This is a genomic window from Ruminiclostridium sufflavum DSM 19573 (assembly GCF_003208175.1).
Lineage (GTDB): Bacteria > Bacillota > Clostridia > Acetivibrionales > DSM-1351 > Ruminiclostridium > Ruminiclostridium sufflavum.
Map to the genome: position 1 here is coordinate 120,708 of NZ_QKMR01000001.1, position 18,431 is coordinate 139,138.

An 18,431-nucleotide genomic window follows, 5' to 3' on the forward strand; every position below is an offset into this window, starting at 1 on the left:
ACTCCCAATTTTAATTTCCGAAAATATGTACCGCTTCTTTAAGAACATCCTCCGGTATGGTTATTCCAATTCTTTTTGCTATGTCCTTGTTTACGCATATATTTATGTCCTTCATAATTTTAACCGGAATGTCTCCCGGCTTTTTGCCGTTGAAGATATCAATCACCATATCTGCGGTTTCCCTCCCAAGAATTTCATAGTTGATTCCGCAACTGGCAAGCCCTCCATCCTTTACCATTGAATCAGCTCCCACATACAGAGGCTTTTTGGCCTTCACCGCAATCTCGGAAACCATAGGCATCGAAGAAGCAATAGTATTATCAACAGGTGAAAAGATTGCATCAGCCTTTTCAGCCAGTGATTGGGCAACCTGCTGAACCTCAGAGGTATTTGTAACAGTACCCTCCACTATATCCAGACCGCTTTTGTCCGCATATTCCTTCAAATGCTTAATTATAAGCAGCGAATTTGCCTCACTTGAATTATACAAGGCACCTATGGTCTTTATTCCGGGAGTAATACGCTGTGCAAGCTTCATATTATACTCCGCCGATATCAAATCGGAGGTGCCTGTTATATTTTTCCCCGGTTTATCAAGATCCTTTACCAGCCCTGCCGAAACCGGGTCTGTACATGCGGAAAAAACTATGGGTATCTCACTTGTCTCCCCTGCCGCTACCTGTGCTGAAGGTGTGGCAATTGCAATGATCATGTCATATTTGCTGCTTACAAACTTCTGACTTATGGTTTTTAAATTTATTTGGTCTCCCTGTGCATTCTGATAATCTACGGTTATATTTTCTCCGTCCTTATACCCCTTTTCCTCAAGGCGTTTAAGTATTGACTTTCTTATTTCATTCAGTGACGTATGCTCCATTATCTGTATAATCCCTATTTTTTTAAGGCCGGTTTCCTCCTTAGAGTTATTCTCACCGGCTTCACCGGAAGCACATGCGGAAAAAGACAGCATCGCCGCCGTCATACATAATAAAACCACTACCGATAAAAATTTTTTCATAATACCCTCCACGCCGAATTCCGGCTAATCTATTTTAGCAACAATTTCAGTTATTCTTTCAATATCTCTTGGATCAATTTTCAATGTATAATTTTTTTGTCCGGCTCCGCCGTATACAAATTTTTGAAGCAGCAGCCTGTTGTCAAACACTCCCGGCAGACCGTGCCCAACCATCGGAACGCTGCCAGCCTCATATCCAGTAACCTTAAAAACATCCTTTTTATCTGCCAGCTTTACCTTCTCACATTTCAGGGCCTCCTTTAACAGTTCAAAATCCACACGCCTGCGCTCACCGGACATTATAACCGCAAAATATCCCTTGTCGGTTTTTACCACCAGAACAGGAACAGTCTGTGAGAGGTTATAAATTCCGGCTGCATCGCTCACAGAATAAATATGACTCTCATCATGTATAATTTCGTATAAAATATCATGCTTTTGCAGCAGTTCCTTAATACTGTTCAGACTGATTGCCTTCACCCTCCTTCAAATTATATTTTTTATTTAACCAATACCTGCAATGCCCCTTGTACAAATTCGAAAAGCTCACTGTCAAGGGCTTTTACCGTGCCTATAATACTCTTTATTTTATCGCTGCTGTATTCCGTGCTGCTTTTTGCAGCTTCGAGGATGGCAAATACCGTCTCCCTCTTATACTCAAAATGCCTGCTCCTTATTCCTGCAAACTCCTGAAGCAGCTTGTCTGCTCCCGGCTCCTCCGAGTGGCTTTGCAGCCATTTTTCTATAACTCCGAATATTACGTTCAGGCATCTGAAAAAAGCTATTTCAAAGCCCAGAGCATATTCCCTTATATTTTTCATTGTATCGTTATACTGTCTAACAGCAGTTATAAATCTGTTATCCTTATAAGCGATATTTTTGCAAAAGTCCCGGATCAAGGCATCATAGCTGTCTATTTCAGGCTCTCCCCGCTTTTCAAGGCTATAAAGAATATTGTGAAACATGGAATCAAAGCAGTAATACTCCTGAGACTGGGGGCCGCCCTCCTCTTTAAAAAATTTATTTGAGTCAGTCCATATGTCCTCCAGCATTTTTTCAGTCATAAATATTCCGAACAGTCCTGTCGCCTGAGGTGTCATATACTGCTGCACCCCTGCTTCGTACAAATGATTTATATCCCGGATGTACATATAGCCGCGCTTGGTATCATACCCGCTTATCAATATAAAATGGGCGGCATCGGGATTCCCTGAAAGATAAAAATAAAAAAGAGCTTTATACTTTGTGGGCATCATAACAGGAATGGATAAATCCAGCTTCTCCTTAATCTTTGGTATCACCTCGCTGGAATTGCCTATTGTGTTCGGAACCAGCTCCAGCCCCATTTTTCTTGCAACAGTACTTTTCAGCCCTTGCCAATCCTTTAAAGATATATCTGTCCAATTGTGCAGTGCCGAATGATAAAACAAATAGTAAAAATAATTCTCATAGCTGTAATAGCCTGCCGAAACTGCAATAGGGATATCTATACAGGTGGTATTGTCATTTCTGAATCCATCTGTACAATAATGGGACATATCCAAAAAACACTTCATAGTAATAGCACCTCTTACCGTATAAATTTTTCTGCCTGAACAAATAAAATCATATTACTGTTTTAAGGCCGGACACATACATTTTATAATACAGGCCCTTTCTGCCCAGCAGCTCGCGGTGAGAGCCAATTTCTGCTATCCTGCCGCTGTCAAGGACATATATTATATCCGCATTCCGTATTGTAGAAAGCCTGTGGGCAATCACCAGAACCGTCTTATCCCTTACCATATTGTCAATAGCCTTCTGAACCAGAAATTCATTTTCCGAATCCAGCGAAGAAGTAGCTTCATCCAGCAAAAGGACGGGAGAATCCTTTAATACAGCTCTGGCTATTGCAATTCTCTGTTTCTGACCTCCCGAGATAAGCACTCCGTTTTCCCCTACTCTTGTATCATACCCCTGCTGCATCCTATTGATAAATTCATCGGCACAGGCTGTTCTGGCCGCTTCCACAATATCCTCCTTCGAGGAATCCGGCCTGCCAAGCCTGATATTTTCCTCAATACTGCAATCAAAAAGGAAGGAATCCTGCTGAACATAAGAAATCTTACTTCTCAGTTCCTCCAGAGAATAAGCATCAATGCTTCTGCCTTCCAGAAATATACTCCCGCTGCCGTGCTCCAGAAACCTCAGGATAAGCCTTATAACCGTAGTCTTACCTGAACCGCTTGCTCCCACAAGTGCGGCCATCTTTCCCTTGGGAACCGACAGGCTTACGCCGTCAAGCAATTTGCTGCTTCTGTCATAGCAAAAGTCCACATTTTTCAGAACCAGCATGTCCTCTTCCGCAGCTCCTAAGCCTGAGCCTTCTTTCAAAGCCTGTACAGAAACCTCCTCTGCTTCATCCATAAATTCAAAAAATCTTTTTGCACCTGCCATTGAGCCCTGAAGCTGTGAAAGAAATACTCCAACCTGCAGGAACATATTTGTCACACCTGCCTGAAGGGTTATAACAGCTATAATACTTCCTATATCAATAAGACCCGAAAGAAACATATATATTCCGATTCCCAGAACTCCTATGACATTGAAGGTAGACAGCATAAAATTGATACCGTCTATCTTTGCGGAAACAACGGTTCTTTTCATCTGAAACCGGGCAATTTGTCCGTTCTCACTGCTATACTTGTTTTTGATAATTCCGTCAAGCCCGTACATTTTCTGGATTCTTGAACCTTCGACAACATCAATCAGCTGCTGAGAAAGAGTCCCCAGCTTCTTCTGTATCATATCGCTCAAAAGCTTGCTTTTTTTTAAATACACCGAGTTAACCAATGCCGAGGCTATTCCAAGCAGCAGTACAACTGCCGAAAGTCTCGGATCCAGAAGCAGCATGATAACGCACGACCCTATCCCGTATATGATGTCCCTCAATACAGACCATAGCTGCTCTGTAAGCGAGGTATCAATCAGATTCAGGTCAACGGTGAGCCTTGACATCATTTCTCCCTTGCTGCTTCCGTAAACCCCGGAAACCGGCATATTCAGCAGATGCTTTACGGCACCTGTTCTCAATGCAAGCATGTAATCCTTCACGCTTTTCCCGATTTCATACATCACCAAAGGATAAAAGCCGCACGAGAGTACTACGCACACAGCTGCTGTTACAAATGCTCTAACCAGCAATTGCCTGTCATTCTGAACTACGGAATTTATGAGATCTTTATTCAGAAAGCCAATAAGAATTTTTGCGGCACCATAATCAAGACAGCTTATCAGCAGTACAGTGAGGTATTTCCACTTATGCCTTTTCATACCCGATATTATCCTGAATAATTCCTTGAAGTACAATCCCCTATATAACATTTTCACCTCCGGCCCCGGCATTTAAGCTTTCATATTCCATATAGCCGCTGTCCTTCGTCTGCATGTCATACAGTCTCCTGAAAACGCCGTCTGCCTTCATAAGCTCCTCATATGACCCCTGTTCCTTTACAACACCTTCATCAATAACAATATAATAATCCGCCCATTTTATGGCAGAAAGCCTGTGAGCCACAACCAATACCGTTTTGTCTCCGGAGCACTTGAAAACAGTATCATACACCAGTTCCTCACTCTGACTGTCAAGCGCCGAGGTAGGCTCATCCATTAATATAATCGGAGCATTCTTCAAAACAGCTCTTGCAATTGCAATTCTCTGCTTCTGGCCTCCTGAAAGCTTTATTCCGCCGTCCCCGGCTATTGTATTAAAGCTCTCAGGCAGACTGCTGATAAACTCATGGGCATGAGCTGTTTCAGCCGCTTCAGAAACACACCTCTCCGGTGCTGCCGGGTTTCCGTAAAGAATATTTTCATATATTGAAGCCGGATATAAAAATGCATCCTGCGAAATATAGGCTATTTTACGTCTCAAAGCTTCCAAGCTCCATTTACCCGTTTCCTCGCCGAATACCTTAACCTTTCCCGACGAGACTTCATAAAAGCCGCAGAGAATATTAAGCAGGGTGCTTTTGCCGTTTCCGCTGGCTCCCACTATTGCGACCTTGTCTCCTGCTGATATTTTAAAATCTGCTCCCTTCAGGACTTCAGTCCCTCCGTTATATGTAAAACAAACATTTTCAAATTCAACAGCGTATCCGTTTCTTGCAGTATAATCCTCACCCGAACTGCGCTCTGATTTTTTAAGGAACAGCGTATTAATATTTTCTATTGCACCACCGGTATTTTTAATATCTGTTATTAGCCATGGAATCATCGTAGATGGCTGAACCACATAATTCAGCATCTGAAAAAATGCCACCAGCTCTCCCACGCTCATTTCGCCGTTCAGCGTCAGATATCCACCGAACAATATACATATGACACCGGGTATCTCCATTAATATTATTACAAACGGAAAGAGGTGCATCTTGCACCGTTCAATACAGACCGCCTTATTCCTTGCCTTCTCGAAATATCCGCGGCATTTCCCCATAAGATAGTCTGCCAGATTGTACGACTTAACAGTCTCGATGCCGCTTATGGAATCCTTTATTATTCCAGCTGCGCTCCCCATGTGTTCCAGATATTCTTTTGAATGTACTCCTATCTTTCCCCCAAGCCTGTTTGAAAAATATACAGATACAGGTGTAAATATAAAGCTGGCAACAAGCAGCTTCCAATTGACAGCTCCCATATATGCAATCGAGCATATAAACATAACGGGCTGAAATAACATATTTACAAGGTTGCCGTTTATAAATCCTTCTATCGCCTGCAAATCATTATTAAACCTTGATACAAGCGTACCGGAATGAATTTCACCGACAGCACCGGTTTCAAGACCTGAAATATGACTTACAACAGAGTTTTTCAAATCTCTTGCTGCAAATACTCCAAACCTCCCCACGGAGTATTTGAGCAAATAGCTGAAAAAAGCACCTGAAATCAAGACAATGACAAATATCAGTCCAAGGGTATATAAAAAATTATTTTTAAGGCTCAGGGCATTACTAATAAGCCTGTTAATAACATCGGCCTTTACAATATTAAGAAATACAACAATCACTGAACTTAATATTCCTGTAAAAAGCCATAGCCTGTATGGCTTTACATACCGGTACATCCATAAAAATGCCGGTAAAAGCCTCATAGAACCAGTATTCTTCAAGGGTCACCTCCTGCTTTCTCAGGATTTATCCGCCGGATTCAGAGCACCGTCTAAAAAATCCGTCATCTTAGGTATATCTGTAAGTGTTTCAAAGGATATATCCTCGGAATCTATGTCTATCTGAAAAGTGTTTTCCAGCTCAACCAGCAGATTTACTATCTTTACCGAATCTATGCTGAAATCCTTCAGCAGATTTGTCCTTTCGTTAATCAGCTCCTTATTTGACACAAGCTTTAATTTATTTACCAGAATAAATTTTATCTTTTCCAGTATTTCATTTCTGTTCATGCAGCCATCCTCCATAAATAATATTAGCAACCCAATTTAGTACTATTCCTGCAATTGCTACTCAATAAACCTTCTATTCCATTCAGGTATCAGATTATTTTTAATTCCCAGTATATTCAGTACCTTTGATACAACATGATCAATCAGCTCATTCATTGTGGCAGGCTTTGAATAAAATCCCGGACTTGCAATACATATATCCATCCCAAGCATTGAAAGCTCATATAATTGCTTGAGGGTTAAGGCAGTCATAGGCATTTCCCTGGGAACCAGCACTATTTGCCTTTTTTCCTTCTGGGCGACTACCGCACATCTGCCTATAAGGGTATTTGCCAAGGATGAATGCAGCATTCCTACAGTATTCACCGAGCAGGGTATTACCAGAAGGGCATCCAACTGAAAAGAGCCGCTTGCAAGAGAGCATCCGATATCCTTATTGTCAAAAATCCCGTCAACCTTTGAAAGAACAGCTCTGGCAAAATCCAGACAGGTTTCCAGCTTCACCGTTTCTATTGCAGCCTCGGACATTACAAGGTAAACCTCACAGCCATATTCCTTCAGCAGCTGAATCGTCCTGAGCGCATATATGCTTCCCGAAGCCCCGGTAACAGCAACAGCTATCCTTTTACTCATATTCCACCCCTATGCCGTATCCTCTGCAATCCATGACTATTTCTCCATTATGTATTTTTATACCCTTGAAGGGCTCTTCCTTTAAAAAGGTTGCTCCATCTAGATCAATGAAATCAAAAAGTCCCGAGACAGAATATGCATATGCTATCGAAAGAGATGATTCCAAGAAGCATCCCAACATAAGCTTCAGGTTTTTATCCTTTAGCATTCCCGCATCCTCAAGGCTTTGCAGAAGACCGCCGAATTTTGTAATCTTTATATTTACTCCGTCGATATAACCGGCAAAGCCCACTGCGGAGCTCCCGCTTTTCACCGACTCGTCCAGAAACAGGGGTGTCTTGGCAAGAAATTTTTTTACCGGTGCAAGCCCTGATTTTTTATCAGGCTTTACAGGCTCTTCAAGCATTAATACATTATCCATGTTCAGATATTCCTGATACTCCTCAAGCCGGTCAATAGTCCAGCCCTGATTTACATCAAGAAAGAAATCCCTACTTTTGTCTTGCTTTACATATTCCAGATAATCCTTGTCTGTCAAGCCTCCAAGCTTTATTTTAATAAGACTTGCATCCTCCGGAATCCTGCTTTTCCAGCTTCGGCCTTCCATTATAGGCATAGTAAAGGGTGTTTTCCTCTTTTGCGGCTCCTTCAATTCCAAAAGCTCCCACAGCATTTTTTTATTTGCCTTTCCCAGATAATCCAACATCGCCATTTCAAAGCCGCATTTTATACAATTAAAATATTTCTGTCCGGACAGCTTTTGCACAAGTTGCCTTACATCGCTTACTGTCTGTATTCCCGAGATTTCCTTCCCATAGACGGACAGCACCTTCACAGCCTGTTCATGTGCTTTGTCAAACGGCTCTCCAAAAAATTCCACAGGTATTATTTCACCGTATGCCGTTATTTCCTTGTCCGCTATAATGACCAAAAGCTGCGCTATGCTGTCAAATTCAGAGTGACTTATTTTGAATTTCTCTTTTAGCCTTAAATCAAGCCTTCTGATACTTAAATTCACCGGTAATCCTCCAAAATATCCACAAACCTGTCACAGCCGGTAACCAGCGGTGCAAATACAGGTATGCCATATTTACATTCCATTTCACAAATAACCTCTTCTACTGCATTTCTTTCCATTCCGGCTGCAAAAAGAGAGATTCCCAGCACCTTGCAAGACCTCTGATATCCAGCCAGCCTTTCGGTAATCTCTATCTGCTCCTCAAGCGTTGGAATTGCTTTATCAAAATAAGCAAGCCTTTCTCTTGTTATGTCATGTGCAAATACGATAATATTAGGTGCCGAACCGTGCATAAGCCCCAGCGAAACACCGGAATACGCGGGATGAATCAGCGAGCCCTGCCCTTCTACAAAAACAAAGTCATTCCGTATTGCTGCTTCACATACAAAATCCTCTATGGCACCGGCCATAAAGTCAGAAAGAACAGTATCAATGGCAAAGCCGTTATCCATAATATACATGCCTGTTTGCCCTGTAGGTATAAAATCAGATTTCATGCCTCTTTTTTTGCAGCACTGATGAAGTTCAAGAGCCGTAGTCATTTTACCGCTGGCACAATCGGAGCCCACAGTCAGTATTACATTTTTTTTCAGCTTTGCAGCTCTTCCGTGTGCAACCTCCTTTGGAACATAGCTGTATCTGATGTCAAAAATATTGTTTTTATACTTCTTGAACCGCTCTTCCTCCGCAAGCCGTATGTGCAATCCATTCGCCACTCTGATTCCTGACGCAAGAGCCTCCTCAATGATATTCATCCATTGGGGGGGCAGGCCTCCGCCCGGAGGTGCGACACCAATAAGCAGCTCATTTATACCCAGCTCGATTGCCTCCTGTAAATCAGCTACAACCGGTATGTTTTTATTTACATACGGCAGCAGTTTCCTGACATTCCCGCCGGAGCAGCTTTTGTCAATAACCGCTTCCACGTCCTTCCGGTAACGCATTACACCATGAGCCATCTTTGCTTTTAAGGTAAGCAGCTCTCCTTCCGTCAGGATTCCTATCCTTTTACCATCCATAGTCAACCCTCCTGAACTGGTTTTTCATGTTGAAGGGAACGGTACAATCAAAAACCGTTTTGTAGGTTGTTCCCCGGACAGAGTTATCTCTTGAAAATTCAGGACTTTGTGAGGGGTCAAGCACATGGCAGTTCAGATTTGGTATTGATATCATAGAATGAGTACCCTGAAATCTTGTTGTCATAGCCCAAAGCACATCTCTTTCATCCAGAATATTCACATCCTCGTCAACAAGATATACGTGCTTCAGTTCATGAAATGCAGTAAATGCAGCTATTCCAGCCTGTCTTGTTTTTGCATCGTCAATCTCCGAGTCCTTTCTGAATTGAAGGAAGGCCGTCAGCTTACCGCCGCCGCAATGACTGCAGCAGCAATTTAAAACCTTACTTGTGACAGAGTCCTTTACACATTTGTAAATACTCGCTTCAGTCGCAATTCCGCATATATGGGACAGCTCCGCACCTGGCCCTACTATCGTCTGGTAAATGGGGTTGTTTCTGTATGTAACGGCAGTCACCTTTACTACCGGCAAAGATTTTTGCGCTTTTCCTATATAACCCAGAAACTCAGGCAGTGAGTGACCTTCGGGACAATTTGCGTTTTCATGCATTTCCTGCGGCATTATATACCCCTCCAGCACTATCTCGGAATAGGCAATGCATTTTGCCTCATTGGTGACAGCCTTTGAAACGCGGACACCTTCTTTCCTTACTGCGCCGGCAATATTAAGCTCATTGAAGCCGAGAGGCGTTACCGGGTACGAAAAAGTAGATGCCAGCATTATTGCCGGATCTACACCTATATTAATTGTAATAGGAAGAGGCTTCCCCATTGCTGCAGCCTTCCTGTAAAATATCTCTATATGCCTTCCCTGAATAAGATAAGCTGTGAGGGTATCCTTCCCCTGAACACAAAGCCGGTGTATTGTAATATCCTCCTCACCTGTTTCGGGATCACTGGCATAAACTATTCCGGTAGTTATATACGGACCTGCATTATCCTTTGTATATGTAAGCACAGGCAATATATCTGTTATATCGATATCCCGGGTTATTACATTTTCCTGACAGGGCGGATTTTCAACCATTACAGGCTGAAAGCCTTCAACTACATATTCCGAAAGCTCTTTTCCAACTCCTTCGCAATCCATTCCAAGCATCTTTGCACATGCGGCTCTGGAATTAAAGAGCCCCATAAGTACAGGCATGGAATGCCCCTTTACATTACTGTAAATGACCGGACTGCCGTGTTTCAAATTACCGGCATTAGGCACGCCTGCACCATGTGCCGCATAATGCGAGGGAATCTCTCTGACCGGCGACAGCTCCCTCTCCACTATTTCAATTTCTTCGTCGCTGCTATTTAAAAGGCTAAGCGCAGTTCTCAAATCATATATTTCTTCATTCATAATCAATCACCGCAATTTATTCATATTTTATTCCTATACCGCTTCGTTTAATCAGCTCCTGAGCTAAAGGAGTTATTACACAGCTTCTTGCAACATGAATTTCTGTCTGGTTGTCCCTTAATGCATCACTTATTTTTTTTTCGGTTAAAACATTATGCAAATCATTCCTGACCGCCTTTTGTCCGGTACTTACAGCAAAGCTTGCATTCCTTTCTTCCTGTTGTCCGCCAAAGTGCTTATCCCACCACGAATCAAAGCCTGTATTACCGCTTACAGCTGATGCACATGCTGTCTCCTGTCCGTATGCCGAAATACCTACAGACTTCTGAAGCTTTTCAAGAGACTCTCTGATGCTTTCATTCGGAGAGGAGGAATCCTCCATATTGCCGGAATTGAATTTTTCATATCCCGCAAGGTCAAAAAAGCCATGTCCCGTAAGACAGAATATAATATTTTTTTCTTCATTTTTATGCTCAGCTGCCACATCAATTGCGGCCTTAATGGAATGGGCGGATTCGGGTGCCGGTATATAACCCTCGCATTTTGCAAACAGCTTTGCGGCATTGTATATATCAAGCTGTGAATATGCCCTTGCAGTGGCATGACCGTCAAGTATGAACTTGCTTACAAGAGGAGAAAGCCCATGATACCTCAACCCTCCGGAGTGTATAACCGGTGCTGCAAATTCATGCCCAAGGGTATACATCTTGCTTAAAGGCGTCAGCCTCGCGGAATCCCCATAATCATATGTATAAGCTCCCTTTGTGGCACTTGGGACTGCATTTGACTCAACAGCTATAAAATTCAGGTCCCACTTTCTCCTGACCTTTTCAGGCAGGAAAGGAAATGCTATTCCTGCAAAGCTGCTTCCGCCTCCGATACAGCTAATTATATAGTTAGGCTTGATATCCAGCGACTCAAGCTGATTTTTCAATTCGCTGCCTATAATTGTTTGATGCAGGCAGACAAAATTCATCGCACTTCCGAGGGAATACGCCGTATTTTTATCATTTAAAGCGGATTCTACAGCTTCTCCTATTGCTACTCCAAGGCTTCCCTGAAAGGAAGGATTTTTTTGAAGTATATCTCTTCCTACGGAGGTTCTGTTTGTGGGGCTGCTTAAAACCTCAGCCCCGAAGGTCTGCATCATGATTCTTCTTGCAGGCTTTGAATCAAAGCTGTTTTTTACCATAAATACAGTACTGTTCAGGCCAAAGAAAGCAGATGCCATGCTTATTGCACTCCCCCACTGTCCTGCGCCTGTCTCTGCTACGACATTTTTAAAACCTGCTCTTTTACAGTAATATGCCTGTGCTACCGCCGAATTTGCCTTATGGCTGCCTATAGGCGATACACCCTCATATTTATAAAAAATTCTGCATTTTGTCTGAAGATATTTTTCCAGATTATACGCCCTCACCAGCGGAGTAGGCCTCCAGGTCTGATACATTTTAAGAAGCTCCTCAGGTATGGGAATAAACCTGTCCCTTGTATTGAGCTCCTGCTCAACCAGACTTTCAGGATAAATTTTAGAGAGACTTTCGGCAGTCACACTCTTATTTGTAGCGGGATCTATACTTGGAACATACATTTCCGGAAAATCCGCCGTAATATTATACCAGTATTCAGGGATGCCCTTTTTACCTGCAAATCGATTATTCATCATAATATTTCTTAATATTAAACCCAAATGTACTGCTTTGACGTACATGAGTCTAATAGTCCTCCTTCCTGCTCACATGTTGTATATCTTGTAAACCTTATCATTTCTTATTTTTAATATTCATCGCCTCTACAATGCCCACAATTGCCGCATCTGCCGGCACCTTATCTGAAACCGCATTTTGGACCTGTGAGCCCGTAAGCACAATCACCCGATCCCCTATACCAGCTCCTACCAAATCAATAGCTGCAAAATATCCGGGATTTTTTAAATGTGTTCCCGCTTTTTCAGGTTCAATAACAAACAGCTTGTATTTTTCCAATTCGGGCTTTTTGATAGTAGCCAGCAAATTTCCTGCCACCCTGCCTATAACCATCTGAATTCTCCTTAACCTTGCTCTATTTGTTTTCAGCTTCCTCCATGCACGATATTGTTCCCCAGAACATCCTTCAGCAGCTCGTTAGAACCCCCGCCGGCATTTATCCACCTTACATCGTTATAATAATTGGCAATCCAGTGGCTTGCCAGATATCCCCTCGCACCATACAGCCTGTAAAGGGCATCTATTATATCCTTCAAAAGCTCCGAAGCCATTATTTTCCCGATAATAACATCTGTTTTGTCCATTATTCCGCTGTCAAAATCATCCATAATATTATTAACAAACACCCTCATTATTCTTGCTCTTGAAAACAAATCTGCCATAACCATTTTAGTGTTCTGGTAATCCCTTAACTTTTTGCCGAACACCTCTCTTTCGGACAGGTAACCCATCACAGAATCAAGAGCATCCTCGCTCATTGCCGTTGACATTATCGAAATAACTGTTCTTTCAAAGATGAGTACACTCATAAGATGCTCAAAGCCCCTGTTTCTTTTCCCCAGCAGCCTTTCCTCCGTAAGCTTGAGGTTCTCAAATTCTATTTCACCCAAAGGCATCAGATGTGCTCCTGCTTTCAGAAGCGCAGGAGATACCTTCAAGCCCGGGTCATCCTTTTTTATCAGGAAAAGGCTTATACCTCTCCATGCGGCAACCTCTTTATTTGTTTTAACAGCGACAATAAAATAATCAGCTATGGGACCATTTGAAATCATGGTTTTTTTCCCGCTGAGAACAAAACCGTTATCAACAGCCGCCGCTTCCGCAGCAATAGCTGACACATCGGAGCCTGCTCCCTCTTCTGTGATGCACATTGAAATATTTTTCCTTCCCTCCAGCACTTCCGCCTTTGCAGCTGCTGCCTGAGGGCTGTTAAACCTTGCCAGAAGTGTCAGGGCTATTTCATTAACTGAAAAGGAGGAAATCAGTCCCACGTTTTTGAAGCGGCAAAAGCCTGCTATTAATTCTGAAAAGGCCTTTATCCCCTGTTCCCTGTCCATAGAAACGCCTATTACTCCCTGCTTTCCGAATGTCAGCCAGCCATCCCTGGGTATGTATTTTTGCTCATTCCATGAGCTTATATTCTCTGAGATATAAGCAAGCAATCCCTTCAGCTTTTCATTATCCATTCTATACCTCCCGCATTTCCCGGATTTTACGGATATCCAGCTTACCTGTATCCATTCTCGGAAGCCTGTCCTCATATAATATTTTTTCAGGAATCATATAAGCAGGCAGCTTGTCCTTCAATTTTGACACAATCTTCTCATTTATTTCTGCTTCCTTCTTGAATATATCCTTCAGTTCAACGATACCAACCAGTACGCTGTTCTTTTCGTCCAGCACCACGCATGAGTATTCTATCTCCTCCAGTGAATTCAGAGCCTTTTCTATTTCAAGGGGATAGATTCTGTAGCCTCTGAGCTTTATCATTGCACTCTTTCTTCCGACAAAATAGTAAAGGCCTCTGCTTCTGTAAACATTATCATCCGTTTTGTAATGTTTTTTCCCGTTAAAATAGGCAAAATTATTTTTCTCATCCTCGGCAGGCTTTCCCCAATATCCATCCATAAGCTGCTCACCGCTCACATACAGTTCTCCTGCCGTATAATCCTCCGCAACTTCCTGCCCGTTGTTTACAATAGTAAATACAACTTCGTCCATTGGTGTACCGATAGGAAGAATATCTTTATTCAGATCCTCCTCGGTTATCTCGCGCAGGCTGCACGCAATAACCGTCTCTGTAGGTCCATACCCGTTGAAAAGTACAACCTCCGGAGTAATTTCACGGAATCTTTTAAGGTCATTTATATTTGCGCTTTCGCCTCCGAACCATATAGATCTGAGCGAGGGCCATTCATATTTGTGATAATGGGATATTCTGCCGACAAGCATTGATATGATATTAGGCGTACAGGAAAAATCCGTTATCCTGTGCTTTTGAAGTTCCTTTACGAGATCATTTATAAATAGAAATTTATTAAAAATTACTGTTGTCCCTCCCACAACCCACGGCATTATTATTTCCATCAGAACGGGGTCAAAGTGGAGAGGAAAGAAATTCAGAAACCTTATATTTTCCGTATACCGGGCTTTTCTTATTGATGATTCTATAAAGCTTGCCAAGGCTGACCTGCAGACAGTAACTCCCTTCGGTGTTCCCGTTGAGCCGGAGGTATAAATAATGTATGCCTTATCCTCATCCTTCAATCCGGAAGGCTTATTGGACTGACAAGCACCGCTGTCCCCGAAAGCTTCCAAAGAAAAAAGAGATTCTCCGGCAGCCTCAACAGGAAAAATCAGCATCTCCGGATAGTCATTGAAAAAAGCCTCTCCCAGTCTGTTTATATTGTCAGTATCAACAACTATTCCTCCGGGCTTGCAATCATTGATTATAAAACGCAGGCGCTCTTCCGGCGTCGCCGTATCAACAGGAGTAAAAATATACCCCTCAAGCATACAGCTGAATATATATGCTATTGAGGTTATGGATTTTGGTGCCAGAATCAGAAGCCTGTCACCTTTTTTTAAGCCAAAGCCGCATAATCGTTTACATAAGCCGTAAGATATTTTCAGAAATTCCGGAGCAGAAACCTCAGTATCACCACTGATAAAAGCCATATTGCCGGAGTCTGATTCAATTCTTTGGTCAAGAAGCCTCTTTAATCTCATAGTCATGAACTCCTAAGCTATTTAAAAGTTTATTTTAAACTTCCTTGATTGTCTCATCAATTTTAAGACCGACATGCCTTCCCGGCTTGTCCAGAAATCCAAGCAGCCTGTCTCCTGTCCTTATTTCACTTGAAGGTCTTATCTCACCCTTTGATCCGAACATTCTTACATGCCAGTCATCCTGTATAAAGGTATTTACCTTTACGCCTTCAATCTCGCATTCAATTTGGAGAAGCGGTCTTGTTTCAATTTTCAGCCTGCCGACAGTGACAGTCCGCGCCTCTCCTGCCGAGTTCATCACATAAATCTTATCCCCGGCCTGTAAATCGGAAAGATATACCGCACTGTCATCCGGCCCCCATACATATAAATGTATCCCTCCTGCATTCACTCTGAAGGTTCTCAGCTTCATATACGGCAGGAAATGAGTTTCACTGCATGTAAGCAGACCTCCGCTTGACGTTGACCCCAGCAAGGCTCCTTCATCACGGGTAAGCTCGGACGTTGTGTCAATACATACTCTTGTTCCCATGCCCGCAGGCTTAATACCTGTAACAACAGCTTCCTGAAGCTTGAATTTTGTTTTATTGGATAGTTGTATTACGTTTCCCATTTCTACAATCTCCCCGATATCATTTGATGACAGCAATATTCCGTCAGCTCCGGCCTCCATTGTCATAAGGCTTACCTTTCCATCCCTGGCATCCTTGACTTTCTTAATTACCCGGCACCGGGATTTCTGAGTAGTAGCCAGTATCAGCTCCAAAGGAATATTGGTAGGATCCTTGAATTGGATAACCGCTGTGTCAAGATGCAGCTTAACCAGCTCTACAGCCTTATCGAGTGCTTCCTTATCATCAACATCGATAATTAAGCCTGCCTTGACATCTGTGCTGTTTTTTATTTCTTCCCATAGATTGATGCTGTCTGCTATAACAAAATCAACTCTTCCCCAAAGCTCCTCACAGCTTTTCCCGTGTTCAAGCTCCTCAACGGAGGATACGGCATAACCCAGCCTTATTCTCTGCGGCAGCTTTATTTCATTCAGCTTGGAGGCGGTTGCACTGCTGACCAGTAAAAGATTATACTCCAGCTGGCATACCTTATCCAAAATATCTGCGGAGGTATCTGCACTAACCTCAAACCAAAGACTTTTTTCACACTTCATACAATTTTTCTCCTCTGTATAAACTTTAAGGCATCATTTATACCTTCATCCTTATTTACTATAGAATCAATTGCGGCTATATAATCCTCCATATCCTTTCTCTGGAATACATTTCTTCCTATAGCCACTCCTGCCGCTCCTACATCAATTGCATCCTTAATATCCCTTAAAAATTTCTCACTGTCAGAAGAAAACTCACCTCCGGCAATAACAACAGGTATACTGACACCTCTTACAATTTTTTCAAAGGATTTTTTATCCTCCATATAGTTTACCTTTACGATATCCGCACCTATTTCCATTGCGACTCTGGCTGCAATCATATTATTGTTTACATCCTTTTCGTCCACACCTTTTCCTCTGGGATACATCATTGCCAATAAAGGCAATCCCCATTTCTGGCATTCGTCCGCCACGTGCCCGAAATCATTAATCATCTGGTAATCATAATCGCTTCCGAGATTTACATGGATTGAAACTCCGTCTACCCCCAGCCTTGCCCCTTCCTCAACACAGGCAACAAGTACCTTTCTTTCGTTATTGGGACTAAAGCCTATAGAAGCACTCAAGTGAAGTATAACGGATAAATCCTTGCTCTCTGATAAAACATCACTGCAATTGATAATATTGCCTTTGTGAAGAACTACAGAATTGACCTTAGTTCCAGACAGCGCATGCAGTGTGTCACGTATATTGCTTATACCGTCAATCGGCCCCAGTGTAACTCCATGATCCAGCGGTGTTATAAGCATCCTTCTGCTTTTCTGGCATATAAGCCTTCTTAATCTTAAATCCTTCATATGTTTTCCCTCTTCATGAAAACTATAGAAACGTTATCAACCTTCCTGACATACCTCTCGGTATAGCCAAGCTTCTTATACAGGCTCAAGGTGTTTTCGCTGTTTTGACTTGTAAAAATCTCAAAACTGCTGCAAGTGCTGAAATGCCTTTCAAGCTCTTTCATCAAAGCCGTTCCTATGCCTGCGTTCTGAAAGTCAGGATGTACTATCAGTTTTCCAACATAACATATATTTTGTTCGTCAGCATGTCCGCGCACAGAACCTACAATAGCACCGTTAAGTACGTACTTTATAAATTTTCTTTTTGCAAACTCCTGAACAATCTCTTCATAGGTTTGCTTGAGCGGCTGAATATCAAAATTATTTTCCTTGACTGCCACCATTTCAAAAGCTTTCTTTTGAAGCTTCAGTATTTCAGACAAGTCCTTCTCGTTTGCTTCGGCTATTCTGCCGGCTGTTAAATCAATGCCCTTCATAGCATCACTCCTGAAATCCAAAGCTTTTTTCAACTTCCTCATGAGGTCTTGGTATCACATGGGCACTTATAAGCTCGCCATATTTTGATGCCGCTTCCGCCGCAGCATCTATAGCCGCCTTTACTGCCGCCACATCACCTCTTATAACAACAGTCACATATGCAGACCCTATCTTTTCCACCTTTATTACCTTAACACTTGCCGCTTTTACTGCTGCATCAGCTCCATTTATGGCAGCTACCAGCCCTTTGGTTTCCAATAACCCTATTGCATTATCCATCGATATGCCCTCCTATAAATCATCCTTAATTTTTAATTCCTGTAAATCCAAATTTATAATGTCAAAGCTGAAATTCGGAATAACAATGAGATTATAATTCATACCTTTTTTTTCAAACATATCCCGGAGCAGTATTTCCGCTTCCTCTATCTGCCCCAGACTTCCCTTCAGAATAATATTGAGTGCACCACCTCCCATTTCAGGCAATATTCTCATTAATTCTACGTACGTATTTTTAATAACCATATCAAAAGTTTTTATTACGTTGGATAAACCTACCGTACGAATAATAATTAAAGAATTATCCATCAGCCTTCTCCCGATTTGTATTTTTTATATCCATAGCCGAAAATCAAAATATAGTTGTCAATTAAGTGCGTACCTCTGTGAAAAAGAGGTGCTGCACAAAAAGCCTTACCAAATTTTTGTGCCGAAAGCCCGGCGCGCAGGTTAATATAC

General features: G+C 42.3%; 19 protein-coding genes. All 19 read right to left on the reverse strand.

Going from position 1 to position 18,431, the window contains the following annotated elements:
• Positions 1 to 10: 10 nt before the first annotated feature.
• The 19 genes from LY28_RS00500 to LY28_RS00590 are packed head-to-tail and all read right to left on the reverse strand — an operon-like array spanning position 11 to position 18,281.
• A complete protein-coding gene (locus LY28_RS00500; RefSeq protein WP_110460205.1) occupies positions 11 to 1,018 on the reverse strand; it encodes an ABC transporter substrate-binding protein in 1,008 nt (335 codons plus the stop codon).
• A gap of 24 nt (positions 1,019 to 1,042) precedes the next feature.
• A complete protein-coding gene (locus LY28_RS00505; protein WP_110460206.1) occupies positions 1,043 to 1,498 on the reverse strand; it encodes an aminoacyl-tRNA deacylase in 456 nt (151 codons plus the stop codon).
• 20 nt (positions 1,499 to 1,518) lie between these two features.
• Positions 1,519 to 2,574, reverse strand: coding sequence for a cysteine peptidase family C39 domain-containing protein (locus tag LY28_RS00510; RefSeq protein ID WP_110460207.1), 1,056 nt, complete (start codon positions 2,572 to 2,574; stop codon positions 1,519 to 1,521).
• 49 nt (positions 2,575 to 2,623) lie between these two features.
• Positions 2,624 to 4,381 (reverse strand): ABC transporter ATP-binding protein, encoded by a 1,758-nt coding sequence (locus tag LY28_RS00515; protein WP_165835450.1) that lies wholly within the window; start codon positions 4,379 to 4,381, stop codon positions 2,624 to 2,626.
• Positions 4,371 to 6,167, reverse strand: coding sequence for an ABC transporter ATP-binding protein (locus tag LY28_RS00520; protein WP_110460209.1), 1,797 nt, complete (start codon positions 6,165 to 6,167; stop codon positions 4,371 to 4,373). The genes LY28_RS00515 and LY28_RS00520 overlap by 11 nt, the downstream gene beginning before the upstream one ends.
• An 18-nt stretch (positions 6,168 to 6,185) precedes the next feature.
• Positions 6,186 to 6,455 carry an acyl carrier protein gene (locus LY28_RS00525; protein WP_165835451.1) on the reverse strand — a complete coding sequence of 90 codons (270 nt, stop codon included), beginning with the start codon at positions 6,453 to 6,455 and terminating at the stop codon, positions 6,186 to 6,188.
• A gap of 57 nt (positions 6,456 to 6,512) precedes the next feature.
• Entirely contained in the window at positions 6,513 to 7,088 is a 576-nt protein-coding gene (locus LY28_RS00530; protein WP_110460211.1) for a UbiX family flavin prenyltransferase, read from the reverse strand.
• Positions 7,081 to 8,106, reverse strand: coding sequence for an enolase C-terminal domain-like protein (locus LY28_RS00535; RefSeq protein ID WP_110460212.1), 1,026 nt, complete (start codon positions 8,104 to 8,106; stop codon positions 7,081 to 7,083). Before LY28_RS00535 ends, LY28_RS00530 begins: the two co-directional genes overlap by 8 nt.
• A complete protein-coding gene (locus LY28_RS00540) occupies positions 8,103 to 9,125 on the reverse strand; it encodes an N-acetyltransferase DgcN family protein (RefSeq protein WP_110460213.1) in 1,023 nt (340 codons plus the stop codon). Before LY28_RS00540 ends, LY28_RS00535 begins: the two co-directional genes overlap by 4 nt.
• Positions 9,115 to 10,533, reverse strand: coding sequence for a UbiD family decarboxylase (locus tag LY28_RS00545; RefSeq protein WP_110460214.1), 1,419 nt, complete (start codon positions 10,531 to 10,533; stop codon positions 9,115 to 9,117). The genes LY28_RS00540 and LY28_RS00545 overlap by 11 nt, the downstream gene beginning before the upstream one ends.
• Positions 10,534 to 10,549: 16 nt before the next feature.
• Complete coding sequence (locus LY28_RS00550; RefSeq protein ID WP_340162524.1) at positions 10,550 to 12,244, reverse strand: TrpB-like pyridoxal phosphate-dependent enzyme; 1,695 nt, start codon at positions 12,242 to 12,244, stop codon at positions 10,550 to 10,552.
• 52 nt (positions 12,245 to 12,296) lie between these two features.
• Positions 12,297 to 12,572 (reverse strand): EutN/CcmL family microcompartment protein, encoded by a 276-nt coding sequence (locus LY28_RS00555; protein ID WP_110460215.1) that lies wholly within the window; start codon positions 12,570 to 12,572, stop codon positions 12,297 to 12,299.
• Between the two features lie 32 nt (positions 12,573 to 12,604).
• Positions 12,605 to 13,705, reverse strand: a complete 1,101-nt coding sequence (locus tag LY28_RS00560; RefSeq protein WP_165835452.1) for an acyl-CoA dehydrogenase family protein — start codon at positions 13,703 to 13,705, stop codon at positions 12,605 to 12,607.
• A 1-nt stretch (position 13,706) separates the two neighbouring features.
• Positions 13,707 to 15,248: an AMP-binding protein gene (locus tag LY28_RS00565; RefSeq protein WP_165835453.1), complete on the reverse strand. Its 1,542-nt coding sequence runs from the start codon at positions 15,246 to 15,248 to the stop codon at positions 13,707 to 13,709.
• A gap of 34 nt (positions 15,249 to 15,282) precedes the next feature.
• Positions 15,283 to 16,416: a 3-dehydroquinate synthase II domain-containing protein gene (locus LY28_RS00570; protein WP_110460218.1), complete on the reverse strand. Its 1,134-nt coding sequence runs from the start codon at positions 16,414 to 16,416 to the stop codon at positions 15,283 to 15,285.
• Positions 16,413 to 17,216, reverse strand: coding sequence for a 2-amino-3,7-dideoxy-D-threo-hept-6-ulosonate synthase (locus tag LY28_RS00575; protein ID WP_110460219.1), 804 nt, complete (start codon positions 17,214 to 17,216; stop codon positions 16,413 to 16,415). Before LY28_RS00575 ends, LY28_RS00570 begins: the two co-directional genes overlap by 4 nt.
• Positions 17,213 to 17,692 carry a GNAT family N-acetyltransferase gene (locus LY28_RS00580; RefSeq protein ID WP_110460220.1) on the reverse strand — a complete coding sequence of 160 codons (480 nt, stop codon included), beginning with the start codon at positions 17,690 to 17,692 and terminating at the stop codon, positions 17,213 to 17,215. The genes LY28_RS00575 and LY28_RS00580 overlap by 4 nt, the downstream gene beginning before the upstream one ends.
• Positions 17,693 to 17,696: 4 nt before the next feature.
• Entirely contained in the window at positions 17,697 to 17,972 is a 276-nt protein-coding gene (locus LY28_RS00585; RefSeq protein ID WP_110460221.1) for a BMC domain-containing protein, read from the reverse strand.
• Positions 17,973 to 17,984: 12 nt separating this feature from the next.
• Positions 17,985 to 18,281, reverse strand: coding sequence for a BMC domain-containing protein (locus LY28_RS00590; protein WP_110460222.1), 297 nt, complete (start codon positions 18,279 to 18,281; stop codon positions 17,985 to 17,987).
• Positions 18,282 to 18,431: the final 150 nt, after the last annotated feature.

What these genes read in the sequence shown, in the direction of transcription:
- LY28_RS00500 (WP_110460205.1), bottom strand. Translation starts at nt 1,018, where the DNA reads ATGAAAAAATTTTTATCGGTAGTGGTTTTATTATGTATGACGGCGGCG.
- LY28_RS00510 (WP_110460207.1), bottom strand. Translation starts at nt 2,574, where the DNA reads ATGAAGTGTTTTTTGGATATGTCCCATTATTGTACAGATGGATTCAGA.
- LY28_RS00515 (WP_165835450.1), bottom strand. Translation starts at nt 4,381, where the DNA reads ATGTTATATAGGGGATTGTACTTCAAGGAATTATTCAGGATAATATCG.
- LY28_RS00525 (WP_165835451.1), bottom strand. Translation starts at nt 6,455, where the DNA reads ATGAACAGAAATGAAATACTGGAAAAGATAAAATTTATTCTGGTAAAT.
- LY28_RS00530 (WP_110460211.1), bottom strand. Translation starts at nt 7,088, where the DNA reads ATGAGTAAAAGGATAGCTGTTGCTGTTACCGGGGCTTCGGGAAGCATA.
- LY28_RS00540 (WP_110460213.1), bottom strand. Translation starts at nt 9,125, where the DNA reads ATGGATGGTAAAAGGATAGGAATCCTGACGGAAGGAGAGCTGCTTACC.
- LY28_RS00545 (WP_110460214.1), bottom strand. Translation starts at nt 10,533, where the DNA reads ATGAATGAAGAAATATATGATTTGAGAACTGCGCTTAGCCTTTTAAAT.
- LY28_RS00550 (WP_340162524.1), bottom strand. Translation starts at nt 12,244, where the DNA reads ATGTACGTCAAAGCAGTACATTTGGGTTTAATATTAAGAAATATTATG.
- LY28_RS00555 (WP_110460215.1), bottom strand. Translation starts at nt 12,572, where the DNA reads ATGGTTATAGGCAGGGTGGCAGGAAATTTGCTGGCTACTATCAAAAAG.
- LY28_RS00560 (WP_165835452.1), bottom strand. Translation starts at nt 13,705, where the DNA reads ATGGATAATGAAAAGCTGAAGGGATTGCTTGCTTATATCTCAGAGAAT.
- LY28_RS00565 (WP_165835453.1), bottom strand. Translation starts at nt 15,248, where the DNA reads ATGAGATTAAAGAGGCTTCTTGACCAAAGAATTGAATCAGACTCCGGC.
- LY28_RS00570 (WP_110460218.1), bottom strand. Translation starts at nt 16,416, where the DNA reads ATGAAGTGTGAAAAAAGTCTTTGGTTTGAGGTTAGTGCAGATACCTCC.
- LY28_RS00575 (WP_110460219.1), bottom strand. Translation starts at nt 17,216, where the DNA reads ATGAAGGATTTAAGATTAAGAAGGCTTATATGCCAGAAAAGCAGAAGG.
- LY28_RS00580 (WP_110460220.1), bottom strand. Translation starts at nt 17,692, where the DNA reads ATGAAGGGCATTGATTTAACAGCCGGCAGAATAGCCGAAGCAAACGAG.
- LY28_RS00585 (WP_110460221.1), bottom strand. Translation starts at nt 17,972, where the DNA reads ATGGATAATGCAATAGGGTTATTGGAAACCAAAGGGCTGGTAGCTGCC.
- LY28_RS00590 (WP_110460222.1), bottom strand. Translation starts at nt 18,281, where the DNA reads ATGGATAATTCTTTAATTATTATTCGTACGGTAGGTTTATCCAACGTA.